The sequence below is a fragment of the Hymenobacter sp. J193 genome, from assembly GCF_024700075.1.
Lineage (GTDB): Bacteria > Bacteroidota > Bacteroidia > Cytophagales > Hymenobacteraceae > Hymenobacter.
On the sequence record NZ_JAJONE010000001.1, the window covers coordinates 2,589,121 to 2,601,315 of the forward strand.

A 12,195-nucleotide genomic window follows, 5' to 3' on the forward strand; every position below is an offset into this window, starting at 1 on the left:
CGGGAAGCGTGTAGTTTCGCAGGTATGAAACAAGGGCAACGCCTCTGGACCCGGGATGAACTGCTGCTGGCCATCAACCTGTACTGCAAGCTGCCGTTCGGGCAGCTGCACAAAGGCAACCCAGCCATTATTCAGCTAGCTGGGCTGCTGGGGCGCACGCCCAGCTCGGTGGCGCTGAAGCTGGTGAACTTCGCCAGCCTCGACCCCAGCCTGGACCGGGCGGGCATGAGCAATGCCAGCCATCTGGACCGGCAGGTGTGGGCGGAGTTTTACGCCGACTGGGCGGGGCGGGCGCTGGAAAGCGAGCAGCGGCTGGCCGAAGCGCAGCACCTGACCCTGGAGGACGTGGCAGCCGAATACGAACCCCTGCCGCCGGTGCCGGTGGGCCGGGTTCGGGAGCAGCTGGTGCAGGTGCGGGTGAATCAGCAGTTTTTCCGGCGCACGGTGCTAGCGGCCTACGACAACACCTGCTGCGTAACGGGGCTGCGGCAGCCGGCCCTGCTGGTTGCGGGCCACATTCGGCCTTGGGCGGTGGATGAGGGCAACCGCCTCAACCCGCGGAACGGACTGGCACTGAATGCTCTGCACGACCGGGCATTTGAGTTGGGGTTGTTCACGATTCGGCCCGAGGATTATGTAATTGAGGTGGCACCGGCCGTTCGGGCAAGCAACCGGCCGGACGCGCAGGTGGCTGGGGCTTTGCTGGGTCAGTACCATGGTCAAGCGTTGCGGCTGCCGGCGCGGCGGCGGTTTCTGCCGGATCCGGCGTTTCTGGACTGGCACCGATCGAAGTGGGCTTGCGGGTAGGCTCGCCACTGGCCACACGGGGGATTTCCTGCTGCGCGCACACGCGCAGCAGCTTGCGTTCCGAAACTACTGGCGGTGGCTACTCAGGGAGACAAGCGGGGCCCTGATGCTAATCTTCCTCCGCCCTGCCTCCACAGACAGCTTAATCGACCAGCAATTGGGTGACGGCCGCCGTGTTCATCGCCCAAGTGGTGGAGTACACTTCATCCGCCTCGGCGGTTTCCACCATCTGCAGGTTCTGGGCCCGGGCCTTGATTGCCAGCAGCTGGCCGATGCTCAACTTGCTTTCCAGCTTTCGCAGCAAGGTCTGCACCCCGCGCACGTTGAGATTTTGCACCAACTGGCCCTGGAACGACATTTCCAACCACACAATCTCGCGCTGGGCTACATCCAGCACCCCGAAAACGAGGCCCTTGGACAGGCTTTTGGTTATCCGCACCTGGTGCTGCACGCAGGAGGGGTCGTAGGCGACGCCGCTGCTGGAGATACGCATCGGGTGCTGGCTGCTCATCCATCCCACCACCAGGTTGGGCGAAAGGGCCCCGTAGCTATAAGCGTTGGAGGTGAAAGTGACATACTGGGCCTGCGCCTGCTGCAGGGCTGGCAGATCCAGCCCAATATATTCGGCCGTACCCACCTGGTTTGGAATAGACTGGATGTCGCCGCTGTGCTTGCAGCCCGTGGCGACCAGCTGCGAGAACGAGCAGCTTTCCGTGCTACCTACGTACGACACCGTACAGCTCAAATCCATGTCCAGGTGCTGGGCGGGCAGGCCCACACCCCATTGCATAAACAGGCGCACGGAATCACCCTCGACGGGGAAGCGGGTGCCCATCAGGGCCGCGGGCAGGTCCTGCACCGTTTCGCTACGGTCGCCAATGGCGACGGGAATTTTGTAGAGGGCCGGGTCGATGTAGATGGTGCGGTGCGTGGTGGGCTGAGCGGCAAACCGTCGCTCCATGGCCAGCAGACATAGGCTGGCAACGGCCGCCTGCATGGCTTCCAGCTCACGCTCGTCGTACATGTCGAGCAGATGATTGGTGGGAATCTGCTTGCTGGCGCCGCCCAACGGTTTGACCGCGCGCTTCCCATCCTTGATAAAGTAGGTGTCGGCGTACATGTTGAGAGTGAACACCAGCCGGGCGGGTACCTGGTCAATCACTTCGGCAAATGCGGCGACGGCGGGCTCGGCCCCAAACCAAATCATGTTGGCAAACAGGGACCGGGCGAACAGCCCCGGCCGCTGCTGGAGCAGGGCAAAGGTTTGGGGCGCATCCACACGCAGTCGAAAATGATTGACGCGGCCCTGCCACACCTCATAGGTCTGGTTGTAGAACAGGTCCAGCGTTTCGCGCAGCTTGGCGCGGCCGGCCTTCTTGCTGTACTCGGCCAGGCGCAGGGCCCGGATAAAGCGCACCCACATGCCCCGCTTGGGGTGCATGATTTCGCAGAGCTGCGCCGGGGTCTGGGGTAAAGCATTAAGCCAGTCGGCCACCATGGCGGCTTCCGGACGGCTGTATTTGAGCTTCAGGTCGGCCGTGGCCTGCATTTTGGCCTGGGCGCTGCGGTCGAGCGGGGCATAGACGTGGGCACCGTTGCGCTGCTGCTTGCGGATAATGGTTTTGGGCTCAACGAGCTGCAAAAAGCCGGTTTTCTTGAACCACAGATAGCGCAGGATGTCGGTAGGCGAAGTGAAGAAAGCCCGGGCTTTGTCAGGCTGCCCCAGCTGGACATAGGCGTCGATGACAGCCAGGCGGGTTTCCTTCATGGCTATGACCACATCGGCCGGCAAGGGCAGGACTGCCAACAAGCGTTGCAGGCTGTCCTGCTGGGTGGCATCGAGGGCTGTTTTCGACTCCAGCAGGTCGCGCAGGTAGCCGGCCACCTCAATATCGGTCCACAAGCCCAGCTCTTTCAGCTTACTTCCCTGCCCGGTGTGTTCAATGGGGGCCTGTTCGAAAGGTGTTCCGCAGAAGGGGCAGCCGTTATAGCGTTCCAGCGAGAAGGTATTGGGCGGAATAAGGTGGCCGCAGGGCAGGCGGGTGCCCTTGCCTTGAAACACATTGGTCAGCCAGGTTACCAAGTGGTCGAGGGGGCCTTCGCCCGTGGGTTTATCCCAGCCCTTCACCAAAGGCGTCCAGTTCTTTTCCGTGCCGGTTACCTCGCGCAGTACGGCTAGCAGCCGGGCCTGAAACGCGGACGTCGTATTCGCCAGGGCTTGCCGCAAGGGCTCGGCCGTGGCATACCCCAGCTTCGCCAGGTTGGCTACCAGTAGAACCGTATCGGCTGCCGGGGCAGCCGTAGTAGACTCTGCCGGAAAAGAGGGTACGTACACTGCCTTCTGCCGCAGCCCCACCTTGATTAATGACTCGTTCATGCGGCAGATAAGAAGTATAGGTATTGATGCACGGTCCAACCTATGGTTGTCAGCCCGCGATTGAGGAGGATAGTGAAGCAGGCTGGATTCGAACCAGCGACCCTAAGATGAAGTAAGCATTGGTTGACCCGGAGAGGTAATTCCAAGGCTGTTTTATGCTCTACCCCTGAGCTACTGCTTCGGAAGGACCTAATTCAACTTGAAAGGAACACCGGAAAAAACCAGGTAATTGAGCTGCTGATTCGGGACAGGAAGAGAAGTAAGCAACTCTTGACCTGGTTTTTTCTAGGCTGTGTCCGTTTCGGTGAATAGGTCGGCAAGATAGGCGTGTTTTGCAGCATATTCCACCGCCGGAACGGCCGCGCCCCGAACTACGCTTTACTGCGCTGGTTGAGGGTGCGCTCGTAGTCCTCGAAGCGGACTTTGACGATAGTGGAGCGGTCGGCGGAGCGCAGGATGGCCCCTTCGGCGCGGCCGAGCGCGGACTGGCCCGGCAGGGCGGCCTGGGTATGGGGAATATGCTCCCGCAACCAGGCCAGCACGCTCTCGTGGGTGGACGCAGCGGCCGAAGCGGTGTAGGTGGGCAGCGGAGGGACGGCGGGCAAGCCTACCTGGTCCAGGTAAGCGGCCAACGCCGTTTCGGCGAGGAAGGGCTGGCCGTAGCGCATGCCGGTCGGGGTTTCGTACTCGCGCCAGGTGGACAGGTCCCGCACATCGGCCTGCAGCTGGGTGGCTAGGACGGTGGCGTCGGTAAACACGGCCACGTCGAAGACGCGAAACCCGACCTGGTCGGGTGGGCCGTACTGTTTGGAATTGCCCGTGACCTTGCCCCCGTAGAACTCGCCGAATAGGACCGTCAGCGGCGCCGGCTGCCCAGCCGCGGCACCGTGTGCCAGGCGGGGCAAGTGGCCCTGCTCGTTGGCGTAGTGCGGGAAAACCAGGCGGCTCAAGCCTTCCACGATGCCCACGGCGGGGTCAAACAGCAGGTCGCCGCTGACGGTAAGCAGGTTTTCGCGGGAGCCGACCACGTACGAACCATCGGCGAAGACCAGCAGACGGGCGCTGGTGCCGTCGATCTTCTCAGTAGCGGTCAGGGACTGGCTGAACAGGGCCGGGGTAGTGAAGTCGGCGGTGAGGCGGCCCCGGTCGCCCAGGGCATGGAGCGTGAGAATAGAAGGATACTTGGTAAGCGTATTCAGCTGGGCCAGGGAGCGGGCCGCCGCAGTGCGGGCGTGGCTTTCGGTGGAGTGTAGCATAGGTGTATGGATTAACGGGGTGAAGCTACTGAAAAAAGACACCGGCCAGCTGGTGCGGTAGGCGCTCAAAGAGGCAGCGGAGTTGATTGACTGCGAGCGTCAAGGCGTACTGGCGCAGGGGTATTTAAGCTTTGCGTCAGGCAATTGGATGCAGCCCGAAAAAGCCGCTTCCTACCTGGGGCCTATTTTTTGCGAGCATACTTTTATACCCTTGATAATCAGCGCAAAATAACACCTCACAACCAACTCAATCCCTAGGCTATGCGGCCATAAATGCGTAAATTATAGCATGTAGCGGCCTGGTAAAATGGTCGTATTTTCTTACCCTAAACCCTGCTTGCATGTCCCAACAGACGCCCTTATCTACCGTGTACAATTTGCTGATCCTGGACGAAAGCGGCTCGATGGAAGTCGTGCGCGAGGCCACCATCCGGGGCTTTAATGAACTGGTGCAGTCGGTGCAGGGGCTGGCCCGGGAGCTGCCCGACAAAAAGCAGGTGGTGAACCTGACGACGTTTAACGGGGCTGGCATCCGCGAGAAGCTGTTTCTGCAGGAGGCCAGCGCACTCCACCCGCTTACGCTGGCCGACTACCGCCCGGACTCGATGACCCCGTTACACGATGCCATTGGCCAAAGCGTAACCAAGCTGCGCAATGTCTTGACTACGACCGGGGCGACGGACTACCAGGTGTTGGTAACCGTGCTCACGGACGGGGAAGAAAATGCCTCGAAGGAGTTTACCCGGCCAGTTATCCGCCAGCTGATTGAGCAGCTTAAGGACCAGGGCTGGACGTTCACCTACATTGGGGCCAACCACGACGTGGAGCAAGCCGCCGGGGCCCTGGCTATTGACAACAAGCTCTCCTTTAACCAGAACGAGGCCGCCATGGAGGTAATGTTTGCCCGGGAGCGGGTGGCTCGCCGCAGCTACAACCTGAAGTCGAAAGATGAGCTACTAGCGGGTCGGTTTAAGGCGGACTACTTCGATGATGATGAGCCGGCCCGCCCCACGCCTGCCGCCGATGAGCCCCGGACGTAACCGGCAGCAACAGATTAAAGGAATTGCTAACCGCCCCTGTCGCATTGCCCCTAACAAAGGCGAATGCGACAGGGGCGGTTCTGTTTATCAGCCCGTCAGGCAGCAATGCCGGACAAGGGCTGGTGGCAGAGCAGCTTGCTTTGGGGACACCATTCACGGGCGGTGTATTGCTCGGCATGCGCCCGCAACAGACGGGTGTACTTTTTGCGGCCCTGCTCGATAAGGCTGGGAATGGTAGTCAGCTCCACGCGCCATACTTGGTGCGGGGGCTTCTTTTGCACGCCGATGATGAGGAAACGGGTGGCGCCCAGCGCATCGAGGTAGAAAGCGGCCTGGCGGTCGTAGTCGTACTGCTCGATAGTGGTCAGGAAGTGAGACAGGTCGCGGCAGCTGGTAGTTTTGAAGTCGATGAGCGTGAGGCGGCGGCCTGCGGGGCTGCGCACGAGCAGATCGGGGCGCACCTTCACCGGCACACTGGTGGCGGTGTGCACGGCGGTGTGGGTCAGCTCGGCCTGGCCCCGATATAGCAGGTCGCGGCAGTAGCGGTTGCGGCGCACGAGGCGGGCCAACTGCTCCAGCTGCTCCCAGGGGCACTTGTCGGCGGTGCGGGCGTAGGTGGCGGGCTCCAGGGTGGCGGCGTGGAAAGCGGTACCGTAGATCAGAGCGGCGGGGCTGGGAGTGCGCAGCTGACCGAGTACCTGGGCTTTGAGGTTGGAAAGGTCCGTGTTGCTGACGTGGGGCAACTCGCGGTGCTGGGCCTGGGTCAGGTGGGGGAAGGTTTGGACGTTGTGGAACATAGGTCTTAGGGTCTTGGGGTATCTGTTGACGGGCTGGTGCGGCGGGCTTTCAGCAGACGAGGGCCAAGCGTTGTTCTTCGCCGGCGCGGTGCAGCCAGATGTGGGCCCCGCCGCAACCGACTTTGTAGGCCGGGAGCGGGAACAGTTCGCGCACGGCTGGGGCCAGGCCGCGCAAGTCAGGCAAGGGATTGACAGCTTCGATGAGTTGGGCCAGGCGGGCGAGTTGGGCGGCTTCGGCTTCGTCGCGGGCGGGCTGGGGCACAACCAGCTGCGGAATCTCAAGGGCGGAAGCCATAGGGCAGGCAGTAAGTGGCCGGGTGGCCCCCTACCCTCATGGGCGGGGGCCGGTGGGCTCAGGCAGCTTGTTGAGTTTCTGATTCGAGAGCCTCGGCGGGCAGTTCCGGGGCGGGCACCGTGTAGCCGTGGCTGATGCGCAGGTCGGCGGTGCTGGTGCAGGTTTCCTGACGCCAGATGGCAAAGTCGCGGGCGAAGTCGCGCCGGGCGGCCACCTCGGCCGGGTCGGCGGGCTCGTAGCTGAACTGAGCAATGTAGTAGGTGGCCTTTTTGCCGTCCTTGGTCGTCTCCTTCTTCTCGGCCTGCACTTTCACTACCACGTCAGCCAGCGTGAGGTCGTCATAAAACAGGGGCTCAATCAGCCGATAGAGGTTTTCGACGCTGTAGCCGTGAAAGAGAACGGCACAAACAGCGCCTTTGTCGTCGGCAAAAAACAGTTCGGCCCAGAGCTTGCGGCCCATGTTCAGAATATCGTCCTGGAACACGCGCCAGGCCAGCGGGATGAAGCTCAGGGAGCTGCCCAGTGGGGTGATACCGCTGATGTTGAACTGCCCAGCCTTGGCATCGAAACGCACCTGACGGGGGTGACCGGGCAGGTAGCGGAAGCGCGGCACCTGGGTGACTTCGCCGGTGGCCTCGTCTACTTTATCGAGGAGGTAGGCCGGGGCGGCGGCAAGAGCCATAGCCTCGGAAACGGCAGGGGCTGCAGGCGCTTCTACAACCGGGGCTTTAGGAGTTTTGGTGGCAGTAGCCATAATAAAGGTGGGGTATGAGGTGAAAAAAAATGGGCCAGTCGGCGGCCGGGCCCTTCGCCGAATTAGAGTTGGGGTTGCCAGAAGGCAGCGTTTCGGATGGCGCTCTGCATAGCCAGAAAGCGGCTCAGGCTTTCGCCCATGTGCGGGTTGGAGCGGTGCGGTACATGCGGCACGCGGGTCTGCCAATCCCAGCGCCACCACGGGGCGGGCTGCCGGCAGACGTAGGCGCGGAAATCGGGGGCCAGCTGCTTGCTCATGGCCTAGCGAAACTGCTGGTCGTGGCACAGAATCACGCGGCCGACGATGCTGTCCTGGCCACGGGCGGCGGGCTGGTACTGATACCAGAGGTAGGTGGCCAGTAGGTTGAGGTAGCAGGGCTGGCGGAGCTTGCTCTCGCCGTCGATTATGAGGATCAGGTCATCTGAGAGGCGCACCACATCCACCGTCTGGCAGTTGAGCAGCTCGTATAGTTCGGGCAGCTTGAAGCAGTGACCGTTGCGGGGGCTGACCGGCTGCGGGTCGGCGCTGTGGGGGTCGAGCAGATGGGGCTGGTAATGGGTAGTCGTTGCGGGCATGATGCTGGAGAGTAGTGGCCCACGCCTAGGCGGCGCGGGCCGGTGAATAGCTTATTTCAGATCCCACGGATGCGGATGGTAGTCATCGGCCGGCATGGGGAGCAGGCCATAGTGGTCGGCGGGCCTAAGGCGGGGAGCATTGAAGCGGGTGGCGGCGGCTGTGGCGGCTTCCTGCGTGGCGTAGCGGCCAGGGGCGGGCTGCTGCTGGTAGAGGCCGGGGGCGCCCGGTTGGGCCACGTCGCGCACCACGGCCCAGCCGGGGCCGCTGGCATACAGGCAGGCCGCATACCAACGGCCTGCCTGCGGAGCGGATGCCATGCTCACGGCTGGGGCACCTGTACCGCCAGCTGGGCGGCCTCGGCGTGGGCCTGCCGGCTGGTGGTGTGCGCCTGGAACTCGCCGGCGGTATCAATGCCCCGGCTGGTGGGATTGAAGCGGCGCACGGTGTAGAGGCGGGGGCTGCAGTCATCAAACTGCTCCGAGGTGACGAAGTAGATACCGCCGGGGCCCTGATGGACTTTCTCGCTCACACGGGAGTGGAAAAAGCGCATGCTGTCCGGGCTGAAGAAATAGCCGCCGTGGTTGTGATTAGCGGCTTTGATTAGGGCTAGGCTGTAGATGACTGACATAGTGTAGGGGAAGGATTAGCGGTAGGTGGCACGAAGCCGCTGGAGCTGCTCACCGGCCGGACTGGCGTGGAATGCTTCGGCGGCGGCCTTGTAAGCGGCGCGGGCTTCCCGCAGGCGTACAATGGCGGCCCGGATGCGGGCGAAGCGGGCCGGCTGGCGGGGATACTCGTCGCGCATGGCGTGCAGGTCCGCGCGGGCATCAAACATGACCGACTGCGTGCGGGCCAGTTGGCGGCGCACTTCCAGCACGGACGCCGGGGCCGCCCCCGCTGCGGGGGCGGCTGGCAGAAGCACGGCCGCGCTATGCACGGCGCAGCAGCAGCTGGGTGGCACGATGACGACGGCAGCGAACGGCAAAGCCGGGCCGGCGCAGCGGAGCCCCGGCCAACTGGCTGGCGGCGGCGCTGAGCACCTGTGCGGCGTGGGCCACGGCCACGGCGGCCAGCAGGCTGGGCATGGGCCGGGAGGCCGCAAAAGCGTCCACGGCGCGGGCAATGGCCTCAAATGGACACGGCCCCTCCCCGAGGTGGCAGGCCGCCCCAACGTGGTAAGAAGCGCTGTAGCGGGTGGCGGCGTAGCCATCTGGGGCTACGTAGTGGCTGATGGTGGCAAAGTGGCAAACGGCAGGGCCTGACCAGGCGGCAGCAACAAGCTGCGAAAACTGCAAAGCGGTGAACATGGGCTGTAGATGTTAGCCGTGTGGTGCGCTGCCGTGGCCTTTGGCGGGCGCGAAACGTCCGGGCCTCTCCCGAACTACTATCTAAATATACGAATTATTTCTACAATAGTGCACATTAAGATAGTATATATTTTCACTATTGTGCATAAAAAGAGGTAAAAAATTGCGTATATTTATATATGGGAAATATGCAAAAAGTAGTAGCAGTGGTGGGCAGCCGGGGGCTGACACACCTGCCCGCACTGGTGGCCCGGCTGACTGAGCTGCGGGCCCTGGGGCAGCTGGACCAGGTGGTGAGTGGAGGCGCGGCCGGCGCGGACAGCCTAGCGGCCAAATGGTGCCGCGCCCACGGGGTGCCGCTGCTGGAGCTGCGCCCGGACTACGCCGCCCACGGCCCCGCTGCCCCCCATGTGCGCAATGCCGAAATAGTGCGCCGGGCCAGCCTAGTGCTGGTGTGCTGGGACGGCCGGAGCAAGGGCACGCTGAGTGCCGCCAGAGCTGCCGCCCGCCTGGGCCGGCGCTGCGAGTGGCTGGCCGCCCCGCCCCTGGCTACCAGCCTGGGGCTGTAGCCGGGGGCAGGCCACCCCGCTGAGGCCGCCGCCACAACACCCCTGGATGCCTCGGCCGGGGGCTTGGGGGCGGCCCGAGGGCCCCAATAGACCCGCCCGAAGGGCTCCTTGTGAGGCGGTAGCAGCCTTTTTCGGGCTGCGGTAGCCGAGGCAATGCAGAGCGGAGCGGAGCATGAGGCGGGGGTTTGGGGGCCTCCCCAACAGACAAGCGCCGCAGGCACCAAATCGTGGGGAGGCGGAGGTGGGGCGACCAGCGGGAGGCCGACCGGGGCGAGGCAGCTGGTAGCGGAAGCCGGCTGCCGGGGGAAGGATGTGGGCCAGGGGAGAGCAGCGGGCTGGAGCGTGGGGCGGTCGGCAGTTACAGCTGAATCAGCAGAAGGCGCGCGGACGGAGGCGGGCTGAACAAAGCAACTGAAGCCCGGCGGAGCATAGTGAAGGAGGAGCGCAGGCACGAAGCGACGATGGAACGGCGCGCAGCGTGGGCGCAGGGCGCGCAGTGAGGCTGGCCGGGCGGAGGCCTACGGTAGCGGAGGCTGGTTGCCAGTGGGGAGGGTTTGTGGGGTGATAATGGCAGTGAGCCGGAGCGTGGAACGAGCGGGAAGCAGGCCAGCAGGCGGCGCTTTTTCGGGGGCGCGGCCTGCTGGCCTGCTTGGGGGCGGCAGCCGGCAGCCGGGGCCCGTTTTTCAGGGCCTGGGCTGGGGGCGTGGCACGACCTGGATCAGTTGAGGCCGTTAATTCAGGAGCAGTGCGTGAAGGATGGTAAGGGTGGCGACGCAGGAGCCAGTGCGTCAGCACCGCAGCGAAGCGGAGCCCTGGACAGCCTGACCCGGAGGGGCACGCCCAGATAAGTACAATTATGAGCGAATTGATTCGGCATTCTGCACGTGGTAGTGGCTAGGAAATAGTTGCACTTTTATATAATATCGTGTGGCAATTAGATTCACTCTTTATGACGACAGTTCATTCGCGGAAAGCAGTTCGGCTGGCTCCTCAGCTCAATGCCACGCAGCAGAAAATACAAGCCGCTCGTCTGGCCCAGGCAGTACCCTGTCTGGCCGCCGCCTACAAGGAAGCGTTGGCGCGCTGGTTGGGGGACCCGGTGCTACGGCTGGCCGGGTGGCCTATTATTACGGAGTGCTACCGGAGCCCGGAGCGACAGAATCAGCTGTACGCGCAGGGGCGTAGCAAGCCAGGTGTCATCGTGACTTACAAGCGGGGTGGGCAATCGAACCACAACCTGGGGCCGCCGACACCGGCGCTGGATGTAGCCTTTCTGCTGGCAGATGCGTCGGTTTCCTGGTCGGGGCTATTGCTGAGCAAGTTTGCGCGGCTGATGAAAGCCGCTGATGCGCGGGTGGTATGGGGCGGTGACTGGGTGACATTTAAGGACCGGCCGCATTTCGAGGTGCCGACCAGGGAGCGGAAAGGAGGTGAGAAACGTGGCTAGTCCGCTGCTGGACCACTGGGGCGTGGTGACGTCGGTGGTGGGCGGCGGAGTGGCCGTGCTGCTGTACTTCGTGAAGAACTGGCGGGACGTGGAGGAGCTGAAAGAGCACCGCCGCAAGCAGGAAACGCAGACCTCGGTGCTGGCGGAGAAAGTGGACAGCTACCATACGGCAGCCGTGGCGCGGGAGGCCAGGCACCAACAGGCCTACGAGCTGAAGCTGCAGGAGCACCGCTCGGAAGTGCTGCGGGAGCTGGGCGTGGTGCGTAAGGAAGGCGCCGACGCGGTGCTGCGCCTCAACGAGAAAGTGGATGCCCTGGACAAGCTGCTGACGGTGATGGTGGAACGGCAGAACCAGCTGCTGGACGCCTCGCGGCGGCAGGAAGCCCGCAATGAGCGGGTGGACCGGGCGTTGTGGGCCCGGGGCCGCGACGGGCCGGATGAATAGCAGGAGCCAGTTGTGCAGCAGGTTGCTGCACAACTGGCGGGAGGCAGCGCCGGTCAATGCTGCAGCAGCCTGCTGCAAAATTCCAGGAGCATCAGGCAGTGGCTATTTGCAACAGGCTGTTGCACAATTGGCAGAGTGGTCAATGGTTTCAACCTTCTCAAACACAAGAATATATGGACAAGAAACTCACAGTTCTAGACCGGGTGACGTTGCCCACGCCCCGGTTCTTTCGGAAAGTACGCACCATCGGGGCCGCGCTGGCGGCGGTGGGTGGTGTACTGGCTACCGCGCCGGTGGCGCTGCCGGCGGCCATAGTGACGCTGGGCGGTTACCTGATGCTGGCTGGCTCGGTGGCGGCGGCCGTGTCGTCGGTGGCGGTGGAGCCGGACGCGCCGCCGGTGCGGGCTGATGGGCGGACGACAGCCGAGGTGCATGACCTGGCGGAGCGCCGGGACGCGGCTTCTCTGTGAGAACTATTAAGCGCAAAGCAAACAGCCCCGACGTAGATTGGTCGGGGCTGTTTTT

General features: G+C 63.3%; 17 protein-coding genes and 1 tRNA gene. 6 read left to right on the plus strand and 12 right to left on the minus strand.

The features are described from left to right. Positions 1–24 precede the first annotated feature (24 nt). Positions 25–807, plus strand: coding sequence for an HNH endonuclease (locus LRS06_RS11265; protein ID WP_257871576.1), 783 nt, complete (start codon positions 25–27; stop codon positions 805–807). 142 nt (positions 808–949) lie between these two features. Here LRS06_RS11265 and LRS06_RS11270 read toward each other — a convergent pair whose 3' ends face one another. From LRS06_RS11270 to LRS06_RS11280, 3 genes are all read right to left on the minus strand, one after another. Further along, positions 950–3,184 carry a hypothetical protein gene (locus tag LRS06_RS11270; protein ID WP_257871577.1) on the minus strand — a complete coding sequence of 745 codons (2,235 nt, stop codon included), beginning with the start codon at positions 3,182–3,184 and terminating at the stop codon, positions 950–952. 73 nt (positions 3,185–3,257) lie between these two features. After that, positions 3,258–3,365 (minus strand) — tRNA-OTHER (locus tag LRS06_RS11275). Positions 3,366–3,555: 190 nt separating this feature from the next. Next, on the minus strand, positions 3,556–4,440 hold the full coding sequence (locus tag LRS06_RS11280) for an RNA ligase family protein (RefSeq protein WP_257871578.1): 885 nt from the start codon (positions 4,438–4,440) through the stop codon (positions 3,556–3,558). A 341-nt stretch (positions 4,441–4,781) separates the two neighbouring features. Between LRS06_RS11280 and LRS06_RS11285 the strand changes: the two genes are divergently transcribed. After that, entirely contained in the window at positions 4,782–5,480 is a 699-nt protein-coding gene (locus LRS06_RS11285) for a vWA domain-containing protein (RefSeq protein WP_257871579.1), read from the plus strand. A 95-nt stretch (positions 5,481–5,575) separates the two neighbouring features. On the opposite strand, the gene LRS06_RS11290 is transcribed toward LRS06_RS11285, so the two are convergent. The 9 genes from LRS06_RS11290 to LRS06_RS11330 all read right to left on the minus strand — a co-directional run bounded on the left by LRS06_RS11290 (position 5,576) and on the right by LRS06_RS11330 (position 9,209). After that, positions 5,576–6,277, minus strand: coding sequence for a PD-(D/E)XK nuclease-like domain-containing protein (locus LRS06_RS11290; protein ID WP_257871580.1), 702 nt, complete (start codon positions 6,275–6,277; stop codon positions 5,576–5,578). A 49-nt stretch (positions 6,278–6,326) separates the two neighbouring features. Further along, positions 6,327–6,572 carry a hypothetical protein gene (locus LRS06_RS11295; protein ID WP_257871581.1) on the minus strand — a complete coding sequence of 82 codons (246 nt, stop codon included), beginning with the start codon at positions 6,570–6,572 and terminating at the stop codon, positions 6,327–6,329. 58 nt (positions 6,573–6,630) lie between these two features. Then, positions 6,631–7,326 (minus strand): hypothetical protein, encoded by a 696-nt coding sequence (locus LRS06_RS11300; RefSeq protein WP_257871582.1) that lies wholly within the window; start codon positions 7,324–7,326, stop codon positions 6,631–6,633. A gap of 62 nt (positions 7,327–7,388) precedes the next feature. Further along, complete coding sequence (locus LRS06_RS11305) at positions 7,389–7,583, minus strand: hypothetical protein (protein WP_257871583.1); 195 nt, start codon at positions 7,581–7,583, stop codon at positions 7,389–7,391. A gap of 3 nt (positions 7,584–7,586) precedes the next feature. Beyond that, positions 7,587–7,901, minus strand: coding sequence for a hypothetical protein (locus tag LRS06_RS11310; protein ID WP_257871584.1), 315 nt, complete (start codon positions 7,899–7,901; stop codon positions 7,587–7,589). A 51-nt stretch (positions 7,902–7,952) separates the two neighbouring features. Next, a complete protein-coding gene (locus LRS06_RS11315) occupies positions 7,953–8,219 on the minus strand; it encodes a hypothetical protein (protein WP_257871585.1) in 267 nt (88 codons plus the stop codon). A 2-nt stretch (positions 8,220–8,221) separates the two neighbouring features. Further along, the gene (locus LRS06_RS11320; RefSeq protein ID WP_257871586.1) at positions 8,222–8,530 is read right to left on the minus strand and encodes a hypothetical protein; all 309 of its coding nucleotides are present in this window, start codon (positions 8,528–8,530) and stop codon (positions 8,222–8,224) included. A 15-nt stretch (positions 8,531–8,545) separates the two neighbouring features. After that, positions 8,546–8,824 carry a hypothetical protein gene (locus LRS06_RS11325; protein WP_257871587.1) on the minus strand — a complete coding sequence of 93 codons (279 nt, stop codon included), beginning with the start codon at positions 8,822–8,824 and terminating at the stop codon, positions 8,546–8,548. Between the two features lie 7 nt (positions 8,825–8,831). Next, positions 8,832–9,209 (minus strand): hypothetical protein, encoded by a 378-nt coding sequence (locus LRS06_RS11330; protein ID WP_257871588.1) that lies wholly within the window; start codon positions 9,207–9,209, stop codon positions 8,832–8,834. 188 nt (positions 9,210–9,397) lie between these two features. Between LRS06_RS11330 and LRS06_RS11335 the strand changes: the two genes are divergently transcribed. The 4 genes from LRS06_RS11335 to LRS06_RS11350 all read left to right on the plus strand — a co-directional run bounded on the left by LRS06_RS11335 (position 9,398) and on the right by LRS06_RS11350 (position 12,140). Next, on the plus strand, positions 9,398–9,778 hold the full coding sequence (locus LRS06_RS11335) for a DUF2493 domain-containing protein (RefSeq protein ID WP_257871589.1): 381 nt from the start codon (positions 9,398–9,400) through the stop codon (positions 9,776–9,778). Between the two features lie 949 nt (positions 9,779–10,727). Continuing rightward, positions 10,728–11,225 (plus strand): M15 family metallopeptidase, encoded by a 498-nt coding sequence (locus LRS06_RS11340; RefSeq protein ID WP_257871590.1) that lies wholly within the window; start codon positions 10,728–10,730, stop codon positions 11,223–11,225. Next, on the plus strand, positions 11,218–11,670 hold the full coding sequence (locus LRS06_RS11345) for a hypothetical protein (RefSeq protein ID WP_257871591.1): 453 nt from the start codon (positions 11,218–11,220) through the stop codon (positions 11,668–11,670). Before LRS06_RS11340 ends, LRS06_RS11345 begins: the two co-directional genes overlap by 8 nt. Positions 11,671–11,843: 173 nt before the next feature. Beyond that, positions 11,844–12,140: a hypothetical protein gene (locus LRS06_RS11350; RefSeq protein ID WP_257871592.1), complete on the plus strand. Its 297-nt coding sequence runs from the start codon at positions 11,844–11,846 to the stop codon at positions 12,138–12,140. The last annotated feature ends 55 nt before the right edge of the window (positions 12,141–12,195 follow it).

What these genes read in the sequence shown, in the direction of transcription:
- LRS06_RS11265 (WP_257871576.1), top strand. Translation starts at nt 25, where the DNA reads ATGAAACAAGGGCAACGCCTCTGGACCCGGGATGAACTGCTGCTGGCC.
- LRS06_RS11270 (WP_257871577.1), bottom strand. Translation starts at nt 3,184, where the DNA reads ATGAACGAGTCATTAATCAAGGTGGGGCTGCGGCAGAAGGCAGTGTAC.
- LRS06_RS11280 (WP_257871578.1), bottom strand. Translation starts at nt 4,440, where the DNA reads ATGCTACACTCCACCGAAAGCCACGCCCGCACTGCGGCGGCCCGCTCC.
- LRS06_RS11285 (WP_257871579.1), top strand. Translation starts at nt 4,782, where the DNA reads ATGTCCCAACAGACGCCCTTATCTACCGTGTACAATTTGCTGATCCTG.
- LRS06_RS11290 (WP_257871580.1), bottom strand. Translation starts at nt 6,277, where the DNA reads ATGTTCCACAACGTCCAAACCTTCCCCCACCTGACCCAGGCCCAGCAC.
- LRS06_RS11295 (WP_257871581.1), bottom strand. Translation starts at nt 6,572, where the DNA reads ATGGCTTCCGCCCTTGAGATTCCGCAGCTGGTTGTGCCCCAGCCCGCC.
- LRS06_RS11300 (WP_257871582.1), bottom strand. Translation starts at nt 7,326, where the DNA reads ATGGCTACTGCCACCAAAACTCCTAAAGCCCCGGTTGTAGAAGCGCCT.
- LRS06_RS11305 (WP_257871583.1), bottom strand. Translation starts at nt 7,583, where the DNA reads ATGAGCAAGCAGCTGGCCCCCGATTTCCGCGCCTACGTCTGCCGGCAG.
- LRS06_RS11310 (WP_257871584.1), bottom strand. Translation starts at nt 7,901, where the DNA reads ATGCCCGCAACGACTACCCATTACCAGCCCCATCTGCTCGACCCCCAC.
- LRS06_RS11315 (WP_257871585.1), bottom strand. Translation starts at nt 8,219, where the DNA reads ATGGCATCCGCTCCGCAGGCAGGCCGTTGGTATGCGGCCTGCCTGTAT.
- LRS06_RS11320 (WP_257871586.1), bottom strand. Translation starts at nt 8,530, where the DNA reads ATGTCAGTCATCTACAGCCTAGCCCTAATCAAAGCCGCTAATCACAAC.
- LRS06_RS11330 (WP_257871588.1), bottom strand. Translation starts at nt 9,209, where the DNA reads ATGTTCACCGCTTTGCAGTTTTCGCAGCTTGTTGCTGCCGCCTGGTCA.
- LRS06_RS11335 (WP_257871589.1), top strand. Translation starts at nt 9,398, where the DNA reads ATGCAAAAAGTAGTAGCAGTGGTGGGCAGCCGGGGGCTGACACACCTG.
- LRS06_RS11340 (WP_257871590.1), top strand. Translation starts at nt 10,728, where the DNA reads ATGACGACAGTTCATTCGCGGAAAGCAGTTCGGCTGGCTCCTCAGCTC.
- LRS06_RS11350 (WP_257871592.1), top strand. Translation starts at nt 11,844, where the DNA reads ATGGACAAGAAACTCACAGTTCTAGACCGGGTGACGTTGCCCACGCCC.